Here is a 14,884-nt window from a genome sequence, read left to right as displayed (position 1 = left end):
GCAATCATGATAAAAAGATTTTTTCTTACAGGGATTATATTCATCCTCTCTGCTCTTTATAAACCATGTTTTGCAGATGATAGGGGATGTGCAGCAGCTGAAGCAGCAGTGGAGGCGGGCGAATTGGATCCGGAGGACTATGCAGATATGTATCCCTATTGTGGGAGTGACAATAACATTGACATGCCCTTGGATGGCGGTGTGCCGTTCTTGTTCATGGCAGCTGTACTATTCGGAGCGGTTAAAATGTACAAGAGACAACACGAATTGAAGGAGAACGCCGGGCTTGACAAGTAGTAAGCCAGGCGATCAAAGAAAAAGGGGTAAGACCGATACGGCCTACCCCTTTTTCTTTTGGGTTGAAGTAGCGGCAGGCTTCGTTGCCGGGACTTTTCTTTTAACCGGAGTTGTTCTTTTTATGCCAAGGATCTCTTCTTTTGATTTCGGTCGCTCATTTGGTTTCCATATGAAACCTTTCAATATTTCATCGTCCTTGTTTATCTTTTCTATCGGGTGATACTTTCCTTCCGGCTTTCGAATCACCATGACCTCTTGCACTTTGTTGTTTTCGAACTGCAGTCGCATCCTGCTACTTAATGTCCTGTTCATCCCCGAATAAGCGCTGTCTTCCACTGTGTAGTAGATGCTTTCCGCATTCCCATCCACGTACATTTGATAAAGCTTATTGTCTTTAAAAATGCCCGTTAGTACTTTCCCTTTAACCTGGTTAAACTTGCTTGAGTCTAGCTGCGTGCTGGCAATAAAGCCATTATGTTGCAGGAGCATGTTATCCAGCCTTTGGTTCTTTAACTTAAGAAAAATGGTATCTGCTGAAAGTTGAGAGCCCTGAGTCCAGATGATTGGACTTTTATAACATCTAATGATCGAATCTGCATAACTATAAAAGGCCGAATCGGACTTTGTCTGAAGGTCTGATTTAAAGATCTTCACCTTATGATAAGCCAGTACAATACGTGTGCGGGCGGTGTCTAAAGCAGGGTTTTTAGCGACTGCCTTGGCTAAAGTTACAGAATCAGCTGTTACTGAATCTCTACTCGCCGGTAGTGTCGCAGTTTTTCTATCCTCCGAAGTGGGTTTACCGATATTGGTGACAGAATCTTGTTGTGCCGTTTTTTTCTTGTTAAATATTCCCAGAAGACCTCGTTTCTTCTTTGCAGGCTTTTTCTTCTCTTCGTTCTCCGGTTGTTCCGCCGGTGTCTCCTGTACTGTTTCCTGCTCTGAGTTTCCTGTAGAGGAGGTTGCTGGCTGGGTATCTCCGGATGTATTTGCAGGTGCACCTTCCGGAGCAGCTCCTTCTGCTGTCTGCTCTTCCTGAGCAACCTCTTCGTTTGATTTCAATTCCTCCTCATTTGCCGGTCTTAGATCTTTCAAAAGGATCAGTTTAGTCCTTAAAGTATCTGCCGTCATATAGATCGAATCAACCTTATTAGAATCCTGCTTAGTTTCCAGGATCACGTATGCGTGTCCGGTTACGAAAGCGCTCTCGTCCCGCTGATTGTAAACGCCAATGTCTCCCCTAAGTGTGCTTTTTTGAACCGTATCGATAAAGGTTACTCGTCCAATAGCTCGTCCATTACCTATCCTGCGGTCATAATAGAGGCTATCTCCCTTTAACGTTTTACTTCCATCTGTATAAGTGTTTCTTTTGCCAAAGTAGGCTTGGCCAGTTAAAGTATTGTAATTGCCATTCTCTGTGTACAGATTGGTGCGATCTTTTTTACCTTTAATATTGGTGGGTCCGTAAAAGTAAGCTATGCGATTCGCGGTATTATATTTCAGCGTATCTGTCTTAATAATCGCATCCGCGGTGTTCACTACCACATCGTAACGGAAATAGGCATCCTGGGTGGTTGCGAAATAATAGCCGTTTTTGCTGGTAAGGATATCTCCCTGATTGTCGATCCTACCTCCATTAAGGTAAGTGCCGATCCTGGTACCGAGATTGTACGTTAGGAAATTGGTTGTTAGAAGTGTCCCACGGTCATTTAACCTGACGTTATTTGTAAGGATAGCTTGCCGGGTTGTACCATTATAGTTCAACAGATCAGAATAAATCGTTGTTCCATTCGGCTGGGTGATCACTACGTTTCCAAAGGCGTCAAAAGTATTGGCGTTCTGGTTAAAATCTGCACTATCAGCAGTAAGGGTTGATCCTTCCTGTGAAAAGATAGGTTTAAGTATCCGCATTACTCCTTGCTTTGTGAAGCCTTTGAAGGATTCGGAGGAAGTAAGTTGCACCTGCTTCCCTTTTTGGGCGAAGCTGTTGATCGCGGCAAGGGTAAATAGTATTAGAAAACAAAATTTTCTCACAACGCAAAATTAGTCTTTTAAAAAGATAAATAGTACCACAGGGTATTATAAGTCTTTAAACAATAAAATGATACTTTTGACCTATGTTGCCAACCGATCGCTTTTTAACATTTATTCAACAGCAGCAGCTTTTTGATACTCGCAAGAAAGTTTTGCTGGCAGTAAGTGGCGGTCGCGATTCGGTACTAATGGTAAAGCTGTTTAACGCAGCATCGCTCCCTTTTGGTATTGCGCACTGTAACTTTGGATTAAGGGGGGAAGAATCAGATGGAGATGAGGCTTTTGTAAGAGAGCTTGCTGATGAGTTACAGGTATGTTTCTTCTCTGTAAGATTTGACACCCTTGACTATGCTGCTGACCATAAACTGTCAATTCAAATGGCTGCGCGGGAGTTGCGACATAACTGGCTGGAGAAGATAAGACAGGATCATAATTATGAAGTCATAGGATTGGCCCATCACGGCAGCGATGTTACAGAAACTGTCTTGCTTAACCTTACAAGGGGAACTGGAATTGCCGGATTGCATGGCATTCAGGCAAAAAGGGCGAATTTTGTGCGCCCTCTGCTATTTCTTAAGCGTCAAGATATAGATGATATTATCAGATCAGAAGCGATTTCATTTAGGGAAGATAGTTCAAACCTTTCGGCCAAATATGCCAGAAATAAGATAAGGTTAGAAGTTATTCCAAAGCTGAAGGAGTTAAACCCTGCACTAGACGAAACTTTTGAAAGGAATAGTAGACGATTTGGGCAGCTTGAGGAATTTTTGAACATACAGGTTAATGAATTAAGGAAAGTTCTTTTTAAGAAACTTCCCGAGGGGACAGTTGAGATCGATCTGCAGCAACTAAAGCAATTGGAGCCCCTGGAATTATTACTGTTTGAGCTCTTTAGACCCTTTGGCTTCTCAGAAAATGTTCTTGCTGATTTAGTAGCAACCTGGATAGGGGAGCCTGGGAAAGTTTACGAATCGGCTACTCATCTTATTGTTCTGGATCGTGGCAAATTGCTTCTGGAGGAGAAATTGTTTGAATTAGCAGAAGAAGTAATCTGGTCAATCGATCTGGTCAAGCTTGATTTTATGGCAAAGAATTACGAGCGGGAATCGTTTGATTTTGAAAATGTCTTTATTGAAAAAAACAGGGAGAAGGCTTTTTTTGATGAAAGTTTGTTACAATACCCTTTGAAGATGCGTCTATGGAACGACGGTGATTATTTCTTTCCTTTTGGTATGAAAGGGAAGAAGAAATTGAGCGATTATTTACGGGAGTTGAAAATTCCACTAACACAAAAAAAACGTGTTCCCCTATTAGTTAACGGTAACGGGGATATTTTGTGGGTAATTGGCTACAGAACAGACGACCGTTATAGGGTAGGCCCCGAAACAAAAAAAGTTAGTATATTCAAGCAAATCTAAGAGCATGAGCAGCAAGCCTGTATTCGAAGAAAAACAATACCTGGGACGTGATTTTAACCGCATAAGCATTCGTGCTGTGATGATCCTATTTTGTATTGCCGCCTACTATATCACCGAAGGGAAGGAAAGGAATGGTGACTTGTTCTTATTAGTAGGAGCAGGGATATTTGTTGTTTCAATCATTATGTTGTTTATGGTCCATTACAGAACGGCTGTCAGGAACGGAAGTCTTATACTTGATGGGCTGTGGACTACCAAGCTCGTTAAGATTGATTTGAACAGCATTGTAAGAGTGGAACGCAAGAAGTACAATTCTTTTATCATCAATAATCCTGTTTACAATCTCCATCAAAATGGTAAGATCCGCTTCTATGCCAGTGGTAAAGAAGCTATTTATTTAACTGACAGGGATGGGCTTGAATACATTATCGGCACGCGAAAACCTGATGAATTGGAGAGGGCAATAAAGAGCGAGTTGATGAAGAAAACTGCTTATTAGGACATCTAATTCCTTGGAAAACAGCTAGCATAGTGTATTTAGTACATATGTAAAAAAGCTATACACTGCGACCACTTTTTTGTTCAGTGTGCTGATTTTCTTACACCTTTTATTAAACCAAAAGTTAATTTTTAATTTCCCTGCTTAATTATTCGGTAGAAGGAGACAGAGTACACTGATTTTCAATCTTATGGACTAAACTTTGCTTTAGTATTGTCACATCTTAAATCCCATTTTTTATGATTTTGAAAACGTACACTCCGGAAGAGGCTCCCTACCACAAATCGAAGTTCTCTTATGCAGAAAACAGAAGATTTGATGCCTTTATGTATCTGCTACTTTTTATGGTAGTTTTATCACTTGCAATTTATACCAGCCTATAGACTCTGTTGACGTTTATGGATAAAGCAGAAGTGGAAGGTCAGGTAAAGGAAATTCTGTATAAGATGGCAAAGAGGCCGTCAAACACTTTTTTACATACTATTTCTAACTATTGTAACGACGGAAAGGTTGACTATAATCTTATTCGTAAGGCAGTGATCCGGGGCTTCAAGTCTGGGGATAAAAATGCCGTTCTTTTAGGCTCCCTATTATTACAACTGGAACCCCATGAGGTTCAAGCGCTCGTTATGCAAAGACGTACCTTCAACTAGGAAGAGTAGTTTTTTGCGGGTTTTATTACACCATTTAACCTAACCTAATTAGTTTATACACATCTCATCAATCAAACTTTTTTTATTCTACTACTTATTGAGGTTTTCCAAAACTTTATTTAGCATTATATCACCTGTCTGTGTTATTTTCGTTAATAAATTTTTGCATCGACCAGATTAATGAGAAAACTCTCTTTACAATATTTCATTCTATTTCCCCTGATTATTGCTTCACTGTTCATTTTCCTTTCGGCAGAACTTCCGCATAAGGATAACCAATCCTGGCTGGATGAAGCAAAGAGAGTCGAGAGTTCGACAGTATTGCTAAGAAATGCCCCGGGACTTGTTCCTATTAAAGACATTGTGTCTAATCGCATCGCTAGCGTGAATATAGGATTTCGGTATGCCCTAACCTTTGACAGTCTTTTGAACAAATTTGCCAAAGTCGATAAATTCTCCTCGTCTAAGTATACTGAGGCTCTGGGATTAGACAAGCTGAATACTGACCTGAAACTTTATCAAACCGTTATAGTTCAACTAACTGATAGTACAGTTTCAGATCCAGGCATCCTTCATTTTATTCTTGACCTCAGTAAAAGTAAGTCGGTTCTGTTGGTCCTTTTCGGTGAAGCCCAGAGTTTGAAGCATTTGGACAATGTGGAGGTACCTGTGATCTGGACAGCGGAGAAGTCAGAGGTATCTGCTACTCATACCGCTCAACTCGTTTTTGGAGGAGTAGAGTCCAAGGCAAGATTATCAACTACAGTATCCCGTTTTTTTAAGAAAGGAGATGGATTTGAAATTGGAGCTATTCGTTTGAAATACACTGTGCCGGAAGAGCTGGGAATACGGACAGAAGATCTGGCACTGCCAGTAGATAAAATAATGAGTGAGGCTCTAACAGCGAAAGCTACTCCAGGGGCGGTGGTAATGGTTGTTAAGGATGGAAAGGTGATCTTTAATAAGAGCTATGGTTCTCATACCTATAGTAGTAAAGAGAAAGATAAGGTAGAGGATATTTTTGATCTTGCTTCAGTGACTAAAATTTCTGCTACTACTATTGCGGCCATGCGATTATGCGAGCAGGGAAAGATCGATTTGAACCAAGGCCTTGGAACCTATCTTCCTATTGCCCGGTCTACCACTAAGAACGATCTTACCTTAAAGGAGTTAATGCTTCATGAAGGGGGGTTAACTCCTTTTATCCCATTCTATCGGAATATTAAGCCTGTAGATTTTAACCGGGATTCTTCTGGGCTTTATTCAGTGAAGGTTGCAGATGGTTATTATTTAAGAAAGAACTATTACGAAGAGGTAATGCTTCCTCAAATGTTGCGAAGCTCAATTAATAAAAGAGGTAAATATGAGTACAGCGATTTGAGTATGTATTTCCTGAAAGAGGCCATTGAGAGGCAGTCAGCCCTGCCACTTAATCAATACGTTGAAAGGGAGTTTTATCAACCATTGGGAATGCAGACAGCAGGATTTAATCCACGGATGCGCTTTCCCAAAAGTAGGATCATTCCAACGGAGCAGGATCTGCTGTTCAGGAAGACTTTGTTGGAAGGCTACGTTCACGATCAGGGGGCTGCCATGGCAGGAGGGGTTGCAGGTCATGCAGGACTATTTGCAAGCTCTAATGATCTGGCAATTTTATTTCAGATGATATTAAATGGGGGAACTTATGGGGGGGTGAAGTATTTTGAACCCTCTACCATCTCTTTGTTCACCTCCAGACAGTCTGAGACTAGCAGGCGGGGACTGGGGTTTGACAGGTGGGATCCGGAAACAGGCACCTACCCGTCCAAACTTGCTTCTCCCCAAACTTTTGGTCACACCGGTTATACTGGAACATGTGTTTGGGTAGATCCTCAATATAAACTTATTTATATTTTTTTGTCTAATCGTGTTAATCCGCAAGTGTCAGATAAATTATCTACCCTAAAAATACGACCCAGAATACAGGACGCGATTTATGAAGCATTGAGAAAAGCCAGGACATAATTGTTGCTTCTTTGTTTAAGCTTAAAGAATTGACGGGCAGGAAACAATCTCTTCATAATTTCTCTTTTAATTTGTATATGAAGATTGGAATTGTTTGCTATCCTACCTTTGGGGGTAGCGGTGTTGTTGCCACCGAATTAGGAAAGGCGCTCGCAGGTAATGGTCATCAGGTTCATTTTATAACATATAGTCAGCCGGCAAGGCTGGATTTCTTTTCTGAGAATCTTTATTATCACGAGGTCTCTGTTTCAAACTATCCATTGTTTGATCATTCGCCCTACGAAGCCGTTCTTGCAAGCAAGCTTGTTGATGTAGTGCGATTCGAAAAGTTAGATATCCTTCATGTTCACTATGCAATTCCGCATGCTTCAGCTGCCTTTATGGCTAAGCAGATCCTTGCTACGTATGGCATTCATATTCCGGTAGTAACTACTTTGCACGGAACAGATATAACGCTTATCGGGAAAGATGTAACTTTTAAACCGGTAGTTACATTCTCGATTAATCAATCTGACGGAGTTACCGCTGTATCCGACGATCTGAGAAAAGCAACATATGAGCATTTCGACATTCACAAGGAAATAAAGGTAATTCCGAACTTCATCGATCTTAACCGTTTCAGCTTAAAGAAGAAAGATCACTTTAAGAAGGCAATAGCACCGAATGATGAAGTTATATTGGTTCACACCTCTAACTTCAGAAAAGTAAAGAGGGCTACCGATGTTGTGAAGGTTTTTAAAAAGGTTAATGATGTTTTGCCTTCAAAACTACTAATGGTAGGCGACGGGCCTGACCGTTCTAACTGCGAACAACTAAGTCGCGAGCTGGAGATTGGTAATGATGTTAGGTTCCTGGGTAAGCAGGATGCGATAGAGGAGATCCTTTCAGTAGCTGATCTTTTCCTGATGCCTTCACATTCAGAAAGCTTTGGTCTTGCTGCTCTTGAGGCAATGGCATGTAAGGTGCCTGTTATTTCTTCTAATACTGGTGGTCTGCCAGAATTAAATGTAAATGGTTTAACAGGGTTCCTGAGCGACGTTGGAGATGTAGAGGAAATGGCGAAGAACGCTATTTATATCCTGGAAGATAAAGACAGGTTAAATCAGTTCAAAGAAAATGCACTCGCTCATGCGAAGACATTTGAGCTAAGCAAGATCCTCCCTATATATGAACAATACTACAGGGAGGTCCTTGAAGCTAATTTAGTTTAGCTTATTCGTTAACGAATTTTATACATACAGGAGTTGCGACAGTAATTCGTTCTCCTGTATCGTTTAATAATCCGGTTTCCTTATCCCTTTTGAAAATTACTACCGAATCGCTTAGCTGATTTGCTGCTAATACAAAATTCCCATCCGGACTTATTGCGAAATTTCTTGGTGCTCTTCCAAGCGTTGATTGTCTTCCGGCTAAGGTTAATTTACCTGTTTTGCTGTCTATTGCAAAGATTGCCAGGTCGTTAATATCATCCCGGTAAGAAGCATAAAGGAACTTTCCATCAGGAGACACATGAATATCAGCAGCCCAGATCCTTCCATTATAGCCATCAGGTAATCCGGAGATATCCTGGATTAGAGTTAAAGTACCGGCGTCGTAGCTATAAGCACTGATATTTCCGTCGAGCTCTTGAATAGAGTAGCCATACTTTCCATTGGGATGAAAATCAAAATGACGTGGACCGCTGCCTGGCCGGGTGTTCACTACCTCGCGCTCTTTTAATGGTTTATCCGCATCCGCCGTGATTTCGAGAATGTTTATTTTATCCGTTCCCAGGTCACTTACCATCAGGTACTTGTTGTCGGGAGAGATAACGGTAGAATGCACATGCGGAGCTTCCTGGCGTTCTTTATTAGCACTGCTTCCTTTGTACTGGATGAACTGGCTTTTCTCATTAAGTGAGCCATCTTTATTCACACCGATAGCTGTAGCACTTCCTCCTCCATAGTTTGCAAGAAAAACCTGTTTGTTCTCTTTATCGATCGATACATAACAAGGGCCATTACCAATAGAGGGCTTGGTGTTCAGGAGAGTTAAACCACCGCTTTTTTTGTCGAAGGAAAAAGCTGCTACGGCTCCTTTGCCTGGCTCTGCTTCGCAAACCGCATAAATTCGCTTTCCATCTTTAGTTACAGCCAAATAGGAGGGGTTAGTTAAGCCCGTGGCTTTATTTTTATAGGTCGCTTTTCCAGACTTGCCGTCAAGTTCGTAAACATAAATGCCTTCACTTTTGGTACCCTTTGTATAAGTGCCAATGAGGAGGTTTAATTTCTGAGCCTCTGTTTTAGTGATTGTCATAGATAGAAATGTTAGGAAAAGAGTGTGTGCAATAAATTTCATAACAGATAAATTGTTTTTGCAAGTTAAGCATTCCTTAAACAAATTCTCAACAGCTCAGGATTAGAGGGAAAATGTAGGGGTAGAATTTTTCTGAGTGAGAAGTGTGGAGCAAAAAAAAGCTCCGGTTACCCGGAGCTTGATTCTTTTATTTTATAAAATGTTTCAATTGTACGATCTCTTTTTCGTCCAGATATCTCCAGCGACCACGAGGAAGATCTTTCTTTGTAAGATTTGCATAAACAACGCGGTCCAGCTTTACCACTTCATATCCTAAATGTTCGAAGATCCTACGTACGATGCGGTTTTTTCCGCTATGGATCTGGATACCAATTTCACGTTTGCTGGCACCCTGTACATAGCTCACATTGTCTGGCTTAATTAAACCGTCTTCCAGTTCCAGACCAAATTCTATCTTGTTAAAGTCGCCTTGAGAGAGACTTTTATTAAGTTCTACATGATATATTTTCGTGATACTATTCCTTGGATGAGAAAGTTTCTCTGCCAGGTCGCCATCATTGGTCATAAGTAATAGTCCTGTAGTATTGCGGTCTAATCGCCCAACCGGATATATCCTTTCTCGGGATGCCTTTTCCACCAATTGCATTACAGTGCGACGCTCCTGAGGATCGTCGGTAGTAGTAATGTAGTCTTTTGGTTTATTCAGAAGGACATAAACCATTTTTTCACGCTTCAGAGTTTCTCCGTTATAACGGATCACATCTTTAGCAGGATTTACTTTGAATCCAAGCTCGGAAACAACTTCTCCATTTACTGAAACTACTCCGGCTTCAATTAATTCATCTGCTTTTCTTCTCGAGCAGATACCTGCATTTGCTATATATCGGTTTAATCTTATTAATTCAGGTTCCCGGGAAGAAGGTGCATTTTGTCTGCTGCGGGTTGTTGGCGCTAAGCGCTCTTCGTGCGTCCACTCCCTGCCTTCATTGCGATCGAAAGGTTTTCTTTCGCCTGTACTGCGAGGTCTCTTCTCTCCTGATTTTCTGTCTTCGAAAGGTTTTCTATCTCCGAATTTTTTATCTCTGTCTCCGAATTTCCTTTCGCTATCTCCAAACTTCTTATCTCTGTCTCCGAATTTTCTTTCGCTATCTCCGAACTTCTTATCTCTGTCTCCGAATTTTCTTTCGCTATCTCCAAACTTCTTATCCCTGTCGCCGAACTTCTTCTCACCGAATTTCTTGTCTCCAAATTTCTTGTCTCCATAGGGTTTCTTTTCGAATCCTCCTTCTGAAGATCTGCTTCCTTCAAAACGTTTTTTTGCGAATGAACCTCCGCTTGGTCGGCCTCTACCTTCTCCGCTCTCAAAGCTGCGACCTTCGCGTTTTTCAAAGCTTTTGTCGCCGGTTTTTTTACCGGAATCAGACGAGTTTGAACGGCTTCTGAAGGGCTTGTCCTGACCTTCGCCAAACAATTTCTTCTTTCCACTGTTGAAACTGTCCGGTTGTTCTTTTTTTGAACCTCCTTCAAAACGTTTGTGTTTTAAGGACTTGTCTTCACGACTGTTCCTGTTGTTTTTGTATGACATGATACGTTGGTAACCTCTTTAAAATGGGGTGCAAAGATAGGAATTTAACGTGGCAAACCGGGAATCTGTTTTGCTTTATTTATAGGTTTTTTAGAGAAAAAACGAAACGTAAACCCCTGTAAATAAGAGCGTAAATAGAGCTGTAAATTGTAAGTGTTTGATTATTAAGTATATATTGTTTACCTTTGTAAAACTTTCTTTGTTTAACTTATAGAACGGAACGCATGATTAAGAAACATTTGATTGCGTGTTCGGCGATTTTTTTAGTCACGGTAATGTTCAAATACGTTATCAGTGGCGCATCCCGAAAACGCATAGATTCGTTTCCACAACAAGTGGACGTCCCTTCTGAAGAGAAAGAAGAAAAAGAAGTTTCTTCAACAAAATCTCTAAAAACGCTCGAGTTTGCTAATGAAAGAATCCCTGTTAATGACGCCCGTGTGGCATGGCGTTTAAACAAGCATCTACGAGCACATTATTATCGAAATGTTGGTACCAACAAACTGCATCAGAAGGCAGCCCGTTGGTTCCCCGTGATTGAACCGATCCTGAAGCTTCATGGTATTCCTGAAGATTTCAAGTACATTCCTCTTGTCGAAAGCGGCTTTTCTGACGGTGTATCACATCGTGGAGCAGCAGGTTACTGGCAATTTATGCCCGGAACTGCCCGCAATTACGGCTTAAAGGTGAATGATGAAAGGGACGACCGGAAAAATATCCGCAAATCTACTGTGGCAGCCTGTTTGTACCTGAAGGAGTTGTTTCGAGAGTTCGGCAGCTGGACTTTAGTGGCTGCAGCTTACAACACTGGCGAGAACAATCTTAGAAGGGAGATGTATCGCCAGCGCCAGCGCAACTATTACAAGATGCGGCTTAACCGCGAAACAGCCACCTACCTTTACAAGATCGTATCGGTAAAGGAAATTATTGAAAAGCCAACAAAATATGGCTATGTGAGCAGAAGTCGTAATTTGCTTGCTGCAAAGCGGGAGCCAGCTCCCAAACAAATTAACGTGTTTAGCTTCAATACCGAATTGAGCTCAACACCGGCATTTACCATACTTGCTAATTAAACACTTACCATAAAGAGGTTGTATTAGAATTAGACCGGGTCCTTTTTAGAAAGTGAAGGTTCCTGGAGGATTCTTGTACTGCCTCTTTTTACTTTGAAAGGATAGGCTTTCATCAAACAATTTGTGATCTTTGCCCCTTATTTCATCATTTAATATGAGTATAACTACCCCAGACTTAGGAGAGCAAAGCGAAGTTGAAGTTTACGGTGCAAGGGTCCATAATTTAAAGAACATAGATGTTTCATTTCCAAGGAACAAACTGGTTGTTATCACGGGTTTAAGTGGTAGCGGAAAGTCCTCATTGGCTTTTGATACTATTTATGCAGAAGGGCAGCGTCGTTATATGGAAACTTTCAGCGCTTATTCGCGACAATTTCTGGGAGGGATGGAGCGGCCGGATGTCGACAAGATTTCAGGTTTAAGTCCTGTAATTGCCATCGAACAAAAGACCACCTCTAAAAACCCACGCTCTACAGTCGGTACGATCACAGAGATCTACGACTTTATGCGCTTGCTTTATGCCCGTACTGGGGAGGCTTATTCTTATGTGACGGGCGAGAAGATGCAGCGGATGTCTGAAGATCAAATGATCAGCAATATCCTCGAGCAATTTGATGGTAAGGCCGTCAATATCCTTGCTCCAGTAGTTAAAGGTCGTAAAGGACATTACCGCGAGTTGTTTGAGCAAATAAGGAAACAAGGTTACCTTAAAGTCAGAGTAGATGGCGAGATCATGGATCTTGCCCCCAAGATGCAGGTGGACAGGTATAAGATCCACGATATCGAAATGGTGATCGATCGCCTGATTGTAGCAGAGAATGACCGCAAACGGCTACAGAATTCTATACAAATAGCTTTAAAAACCGCTAAAGGTATTATCAAGATTGCAGACCAGGAGAATAACGAGTTCTTCTTTAGCCGTTATTTAATGGATCCGGTTTCAGGTATCTCTTATGATGAACCTCAGCCAAATACATTTTCTTTTAATTCACCCTATGGTGCATGTGAAAAATGTGATGGACTTGGGTATATCTACGAAATTGATGAAAATTCAGTAATTCCAAATCCAAAATTAAGTATTCTACAGGGAGGATTAGCTCCCTTGGGTGAATTCAGGGAAACCTGGATGTTCCAGATCCTGAAGGCTCTTGGAAAAAAATATGAATTCTCTTTATCAGCCCCTATTGAAAAACTTCCAAAAGACATCCTTAATATTATACTGAACGGTTCTGAGGAAATCCTTACCGTTCCCGTAGAGTATAATAAATGGAACGTTCAGAATTACCAGATCACCTTCGACGGTATCATTAAAATGTTGGAGGAGCAAACGGAGCGTAAGAGCGAAGAAGCAGCCGAGGATCTGGAGAATTACCGCGTTCTGAAAAGCTGCCCTGTTTGTAGTGGTGCCCGTTTGAAAAAGGAGTCTTTGCATTTTAAGGTTGACAATAAAAATATTTTCGAATTAGCTAGCATGGATGTGTCCAGGCTTTCCGAATGGTTCGAGGGTTTAGAGGAGCGCTTGAGTGAAAGGCAAAATGTAATTGCTAAAGAAATCCTTAAAGAGATCAGAGCGAGGATTGGTTTCTTGCTTGATGTGGGATTAAATTATCTTACGTTAGACCGCACCGCAAGAACGCTTTCGGGAGGAGAGGCGCAGCGTATACGGCTGGCTACTCAAATCGGATCTCAGTTAGTGAACGTGCTGTACATCCTGGACGAACCAAGTATCGGACTTCACCAGCGGGATAATGCCAAGTTGATTTCCGCATTAAAGAACCTGAGGGATATCGGAAACTCTGTTTTGGTGGTAGAGCACGATAAAGACATGATCCTGGAAGCAGATCACGTTATTGATATGGGACCTGCAGCAGGAGTACATGGGGGGGTAGTGGTAGCTGAAGGAACTCCGGAACAAGTTAAAAAAGCTTCAACGCTTACTACTGCTTATCTAAGCGGGGAAAAGGGGATTGCTATACCTGAGGAAAGAAGAAAGGGGAATGGGCATTCGCTGATCATTAGGAATGCTACTGGTAACAACCTCAAAAATGTTACCGTAGAATTCCCTCTAGGGAAATTCCTTTGTGTTACAGGAGTATCTGGAAGCGGTAAGTCGAGCTTAATTGCAGAAACGTTGTATCCCATCTTAAATCATCATTTCTTCAGAGCGAAGAAAACCCCACTTCCTTATAAGAAAATAGAAGGTCTGGAGCATATTGATAAGGTTATTGAAATAGATCAGACTCCTATAGGCAGGACTCCTCGCTCTAATCCATCAACCTACACAGGGGTGTTCTCTGATATACGAGCGTTATTTGTGCAATTACCCGAAGCAAAGATCCGCGGATACAAGCCGGGCCGCTTCTCTTTCAATGTAAAAGGAGGCCGGTGTGAGACCTGTCAGGGCGCAGGAATGAAGGTAATAGAAATGAATTTCCTTCCAGATGTGCAGGTTCCTTGTGAAGAGTGTCAGGGGAAACGGTATAACCGGGAGACGCTGGAAGTAAGGTATCGTGGAAAATCTATAAGTGATGTCCTTGATATGAGTATAGAGGATGCTGTAGCGTTCTTTGAGCCTATACCTTCTATCTACCGGAAGGTAAAAACCCTGAACGATGTTGGTTTAGGGTATATTAAATTAGGGCAGTCATCCACAACGTTATCGGGCGGAGAGGCTCAACGGGTGAAATTGGCGACAGAGCTTTCTAAGAAAGATACCGGAAAGACCTTCTATATTCTCGATGAGCCAACTACCGGACTTCATTTCGAAGATATTAACGTATTGCTTGGGGTGCTTAACCGATTAGTAGATCATGGAAATACAGTGCTTGTGATAGAGCATAACTTAGATGTGGTTAAAGTAGCAGACTGGGTAATAGATCTGGGGCCAGAAGGGGGTTCGGGAGGAGGAAGGATCTTGTTTGAAGGTACTCCTGATAATTTGATCAAAGTTAAAGAAAGCCATACAGGAAAATTTTTGAAGATCGAAATGGGGAGGTAGGAGAGCCTGGTATTACAAGATCTGACCT

Annotated in this window: 11 protein-coding genes; 8 read left to right on the top strand and 3 right to left on the bottom strand. The window is 41.6% G+C overall.

What is annotated here, in order from left to right:
* Positions 1-6 precede the first annotated feature (6 nt).
* On the top strand, positions 7-297 hold the full coding sequence (locus tag J4N25_RS23145; protein ID WP_207424229.1) for a hypothetical protein: 291 nt from the start codon (positions 7-9) through the stop codon (positions 295-297).
* Between the two features lie 42 nt (positions 298-339).
* Here J4N25_RS23145 and J4N25_RS23140 read toward each other — a convergent pair whose 3' ends face one another.
* Positions 340-2,331 carry an OstA-like protein gene (locus J4N25_RS23140; protein WP_207424227.1) on the bottom strand — a complete coding sequence of 664 codons (1,992 nt, stop codon included), beginning with the start codon at positions 2,329-2,331 and terminating at the stop codon, positions 340-342.
* An 83-nt stretch (positions 2,332-2,414) separates the two neighbouring features.
* Between J4N25_RS23140 and tilS the strand changes: the two genes are divergently transcribed.
* The 5 genes from tilS (at position 2,415) to bshA (ending at position 8,116) form a co-directional block, all read left to right on the top strand.
* Positions 2,415-3,749 carry a tRNA lysidine(34) synthetase TilS gene (gene tilS, locus J4N25_RS23135; protein ID WP_207424225.1) on the top strand — a complete coding sequence of 445 codons (1,335 nt, stop codon included), beginning with the start codon at positions 2,415-2,417 and terminating at the stop codon, positions 3,747-3,749.
* 4 nt (positions 3,750-3,753) lie between these two features.
* Positions 3,754-4,248 carry a hypothetical protein gene (locus J4N25_RS23130; RefSeq protein ID WP_207424223.1) on the top strand — a complete coding sequence of 165 codons (495 nt, stop codon included), beginning with the start codon at positions 3,754-3,756 and terminating at the stop codon, positions 4,246-4,248.
* A 398-nt stretch (positions 4,249-4,646) separates the two neighbouring features.
* Positions 4,647-4,901: a hypothetical protein gene (locus J4N25_RS23125; protein WP_207424222.1), complete on the top strand. Its 255-nt coding sequence runs from the start codon at positions 4,647-4,649 to the stop codon at positions 4,899-4,901.
* 180 nt (positions 4,902-5,081) lie between these two features.
* A complete protein-coding gene (locus J4N25_RS23120) occupies positions 5,082-6,905 on the top strand; it encodes a serine hydrolase domain-containing protein (RefSeq protein ID WP_207424220.1) in 1,824 nt (607 codons plus the stop codon).
* Between the two features lie 77 nt (positions 6,906-6,982).
* Positions 6,983-8,116 (top strand): N-acetyl-alpha-D-glucosaminyl L-malate synthase BshA, encoded by a 1,134-nt coding sequence (gene bshA, locus J4N25_RS23115; protein ID WP_207424218.1) that lies wholly within the window; start codon positions 6,983-6,985, stop codon positions 8,114-8,116.
* Between the two features lies 1 nt (position 8,117).
* Here bshA and J4N25_RS23110 read toward each other — a convergent pair whose 3' ends face one another.
* Positions 8,118-9,200 (bottom strand): lactonase family protein, encoded by a 1,083-nt coding sequence (locus J4N25_RS23110; protein ID WP_242696001.1) that lies wholly within the window; start codon positions 9,198-9,200, stop codon positions 8,118-8,120.
* Between the two features lie 187 nt (positions 9,201-9,387).
* On the bottom strand, positions 9,388-10,785 hold the full coding sequence (locus J4N25_RS23105; protein ID WP_207424215.1) for a pseudouridine synthase: 1,398 nt from the start codon (positions 10,783-10,785) through the stop codon (positions 9,388-9,390).
* A 275-nt stretch (positions 10,786-11,060) separates the two neighbouring features.
* Here J4N25_RS23105 and J4N25_RS23100 point away from each other — a divergent pair, with 275 nt between their 5' ends.
* Positions 11,061-11,858 (top strand): lytic transglycosylase domain-containing protein, encoded by a 798-nt coding sequence (locus tag J4N25_RS23100; protein ID WP_242696000.1) that lies wholly within the window; start codon positions 11,061-11,063, stop codon positions 11,856-11,858.
* Between the two features lie 154 nt (positions 11,859-12,012).
* Positions 12,013-14,856: an excinuclease ABC subunit UvrA gene (uvrA, locus tag J4N25_RS23095; RefSeq protein WP_207424211.1), complete on the top strand. Its 2,844-nt coding sequence runs from the start codon at positions 12,013-12,015 to the stop codon at positions 14,854-14,856.
* Positions 14,857-14,884 lie beyond the last annotated feature (28 nt).

Source organism: Desertivirga brevis (assembly GCF_017355835.1).
Note: the sequence above shows the minus strand (reverse complement) of the source record. Positions and strands in the feature narration are given on the sequence as shown.

Excerpts from the sequence above, each read along its gene's own strand:
- J4N25_RS23145 (WP_207424229.1), top strand. The coding sequence starts at position 7 with ATGATAAAAAGATTTTTTCTTACAGGGATTATATTCATCCTCTCTGCT.
- J4N25_RS23105 (WP_207424215.1), bottom strand. The coding sequence starts at position 10,785 with ATGTCATACAAAAACAACAGGAACAGTCGTGAAGACAAGTCCTTAAAA.
- J4N25_RS23130 (WP_207424223.1), top strand. The coding sequence starts at position 3,754 with ATGAGCAGCAAGCCTGTATTCGAAGAAAAACAATACCTGGGACGTGAT.
- J4N25_RS23100 (WP_242696000.1), top strand. The coding sequence starts at position 11,061 with ATGTTCAAATACGTTATCAGTGGCGCATCCCGAAAACGCATAGATTCG.
- tilS (WP_207424225.1), top strand. The coding sequence starts at position 2,415 with ATGTTGCCAACCGATCGCTTTTTAACATTTATTCAACAGCAGCAGCTT.
- J4N25_RS23120 (WP_207424220.1), top strand. The coding sequence starts at position 5,082 with ATGAGAAAACTCTCTTTACAATATTTCATTCTATTTCCCCTGATTATT.
- J4N25_RS23110 (WP_242696001.1), bottom strand. The coding sequence starts at position 9,200 with ATGACAATCACTAAAACAGAGGCTCAGAAATTAAACCTCCTCATTGGC.
- bshA (WP_207424218.1), top strand. The coding sequence starts at position 6,983 with ATGAAGATTGGAATTGTTTGCTATCCTACCTTTGGGGGTAGCGGTGTT.
- J4N25_RS23125 (WP_207424222.1), top strand. The coding sequence starts at position 4,647 with ATGGATAAAGCAGAAGTGGAAGGTCAGGTAAAGGAAATTCTGTATAAG.
- uvrA (WP_207424211.1), top strand. The coding sequence starts at position 12,013 with ATGAGTATAACTACCCCAGACTTAGGAGAGCAAAGCGAAGTTGAAGTT.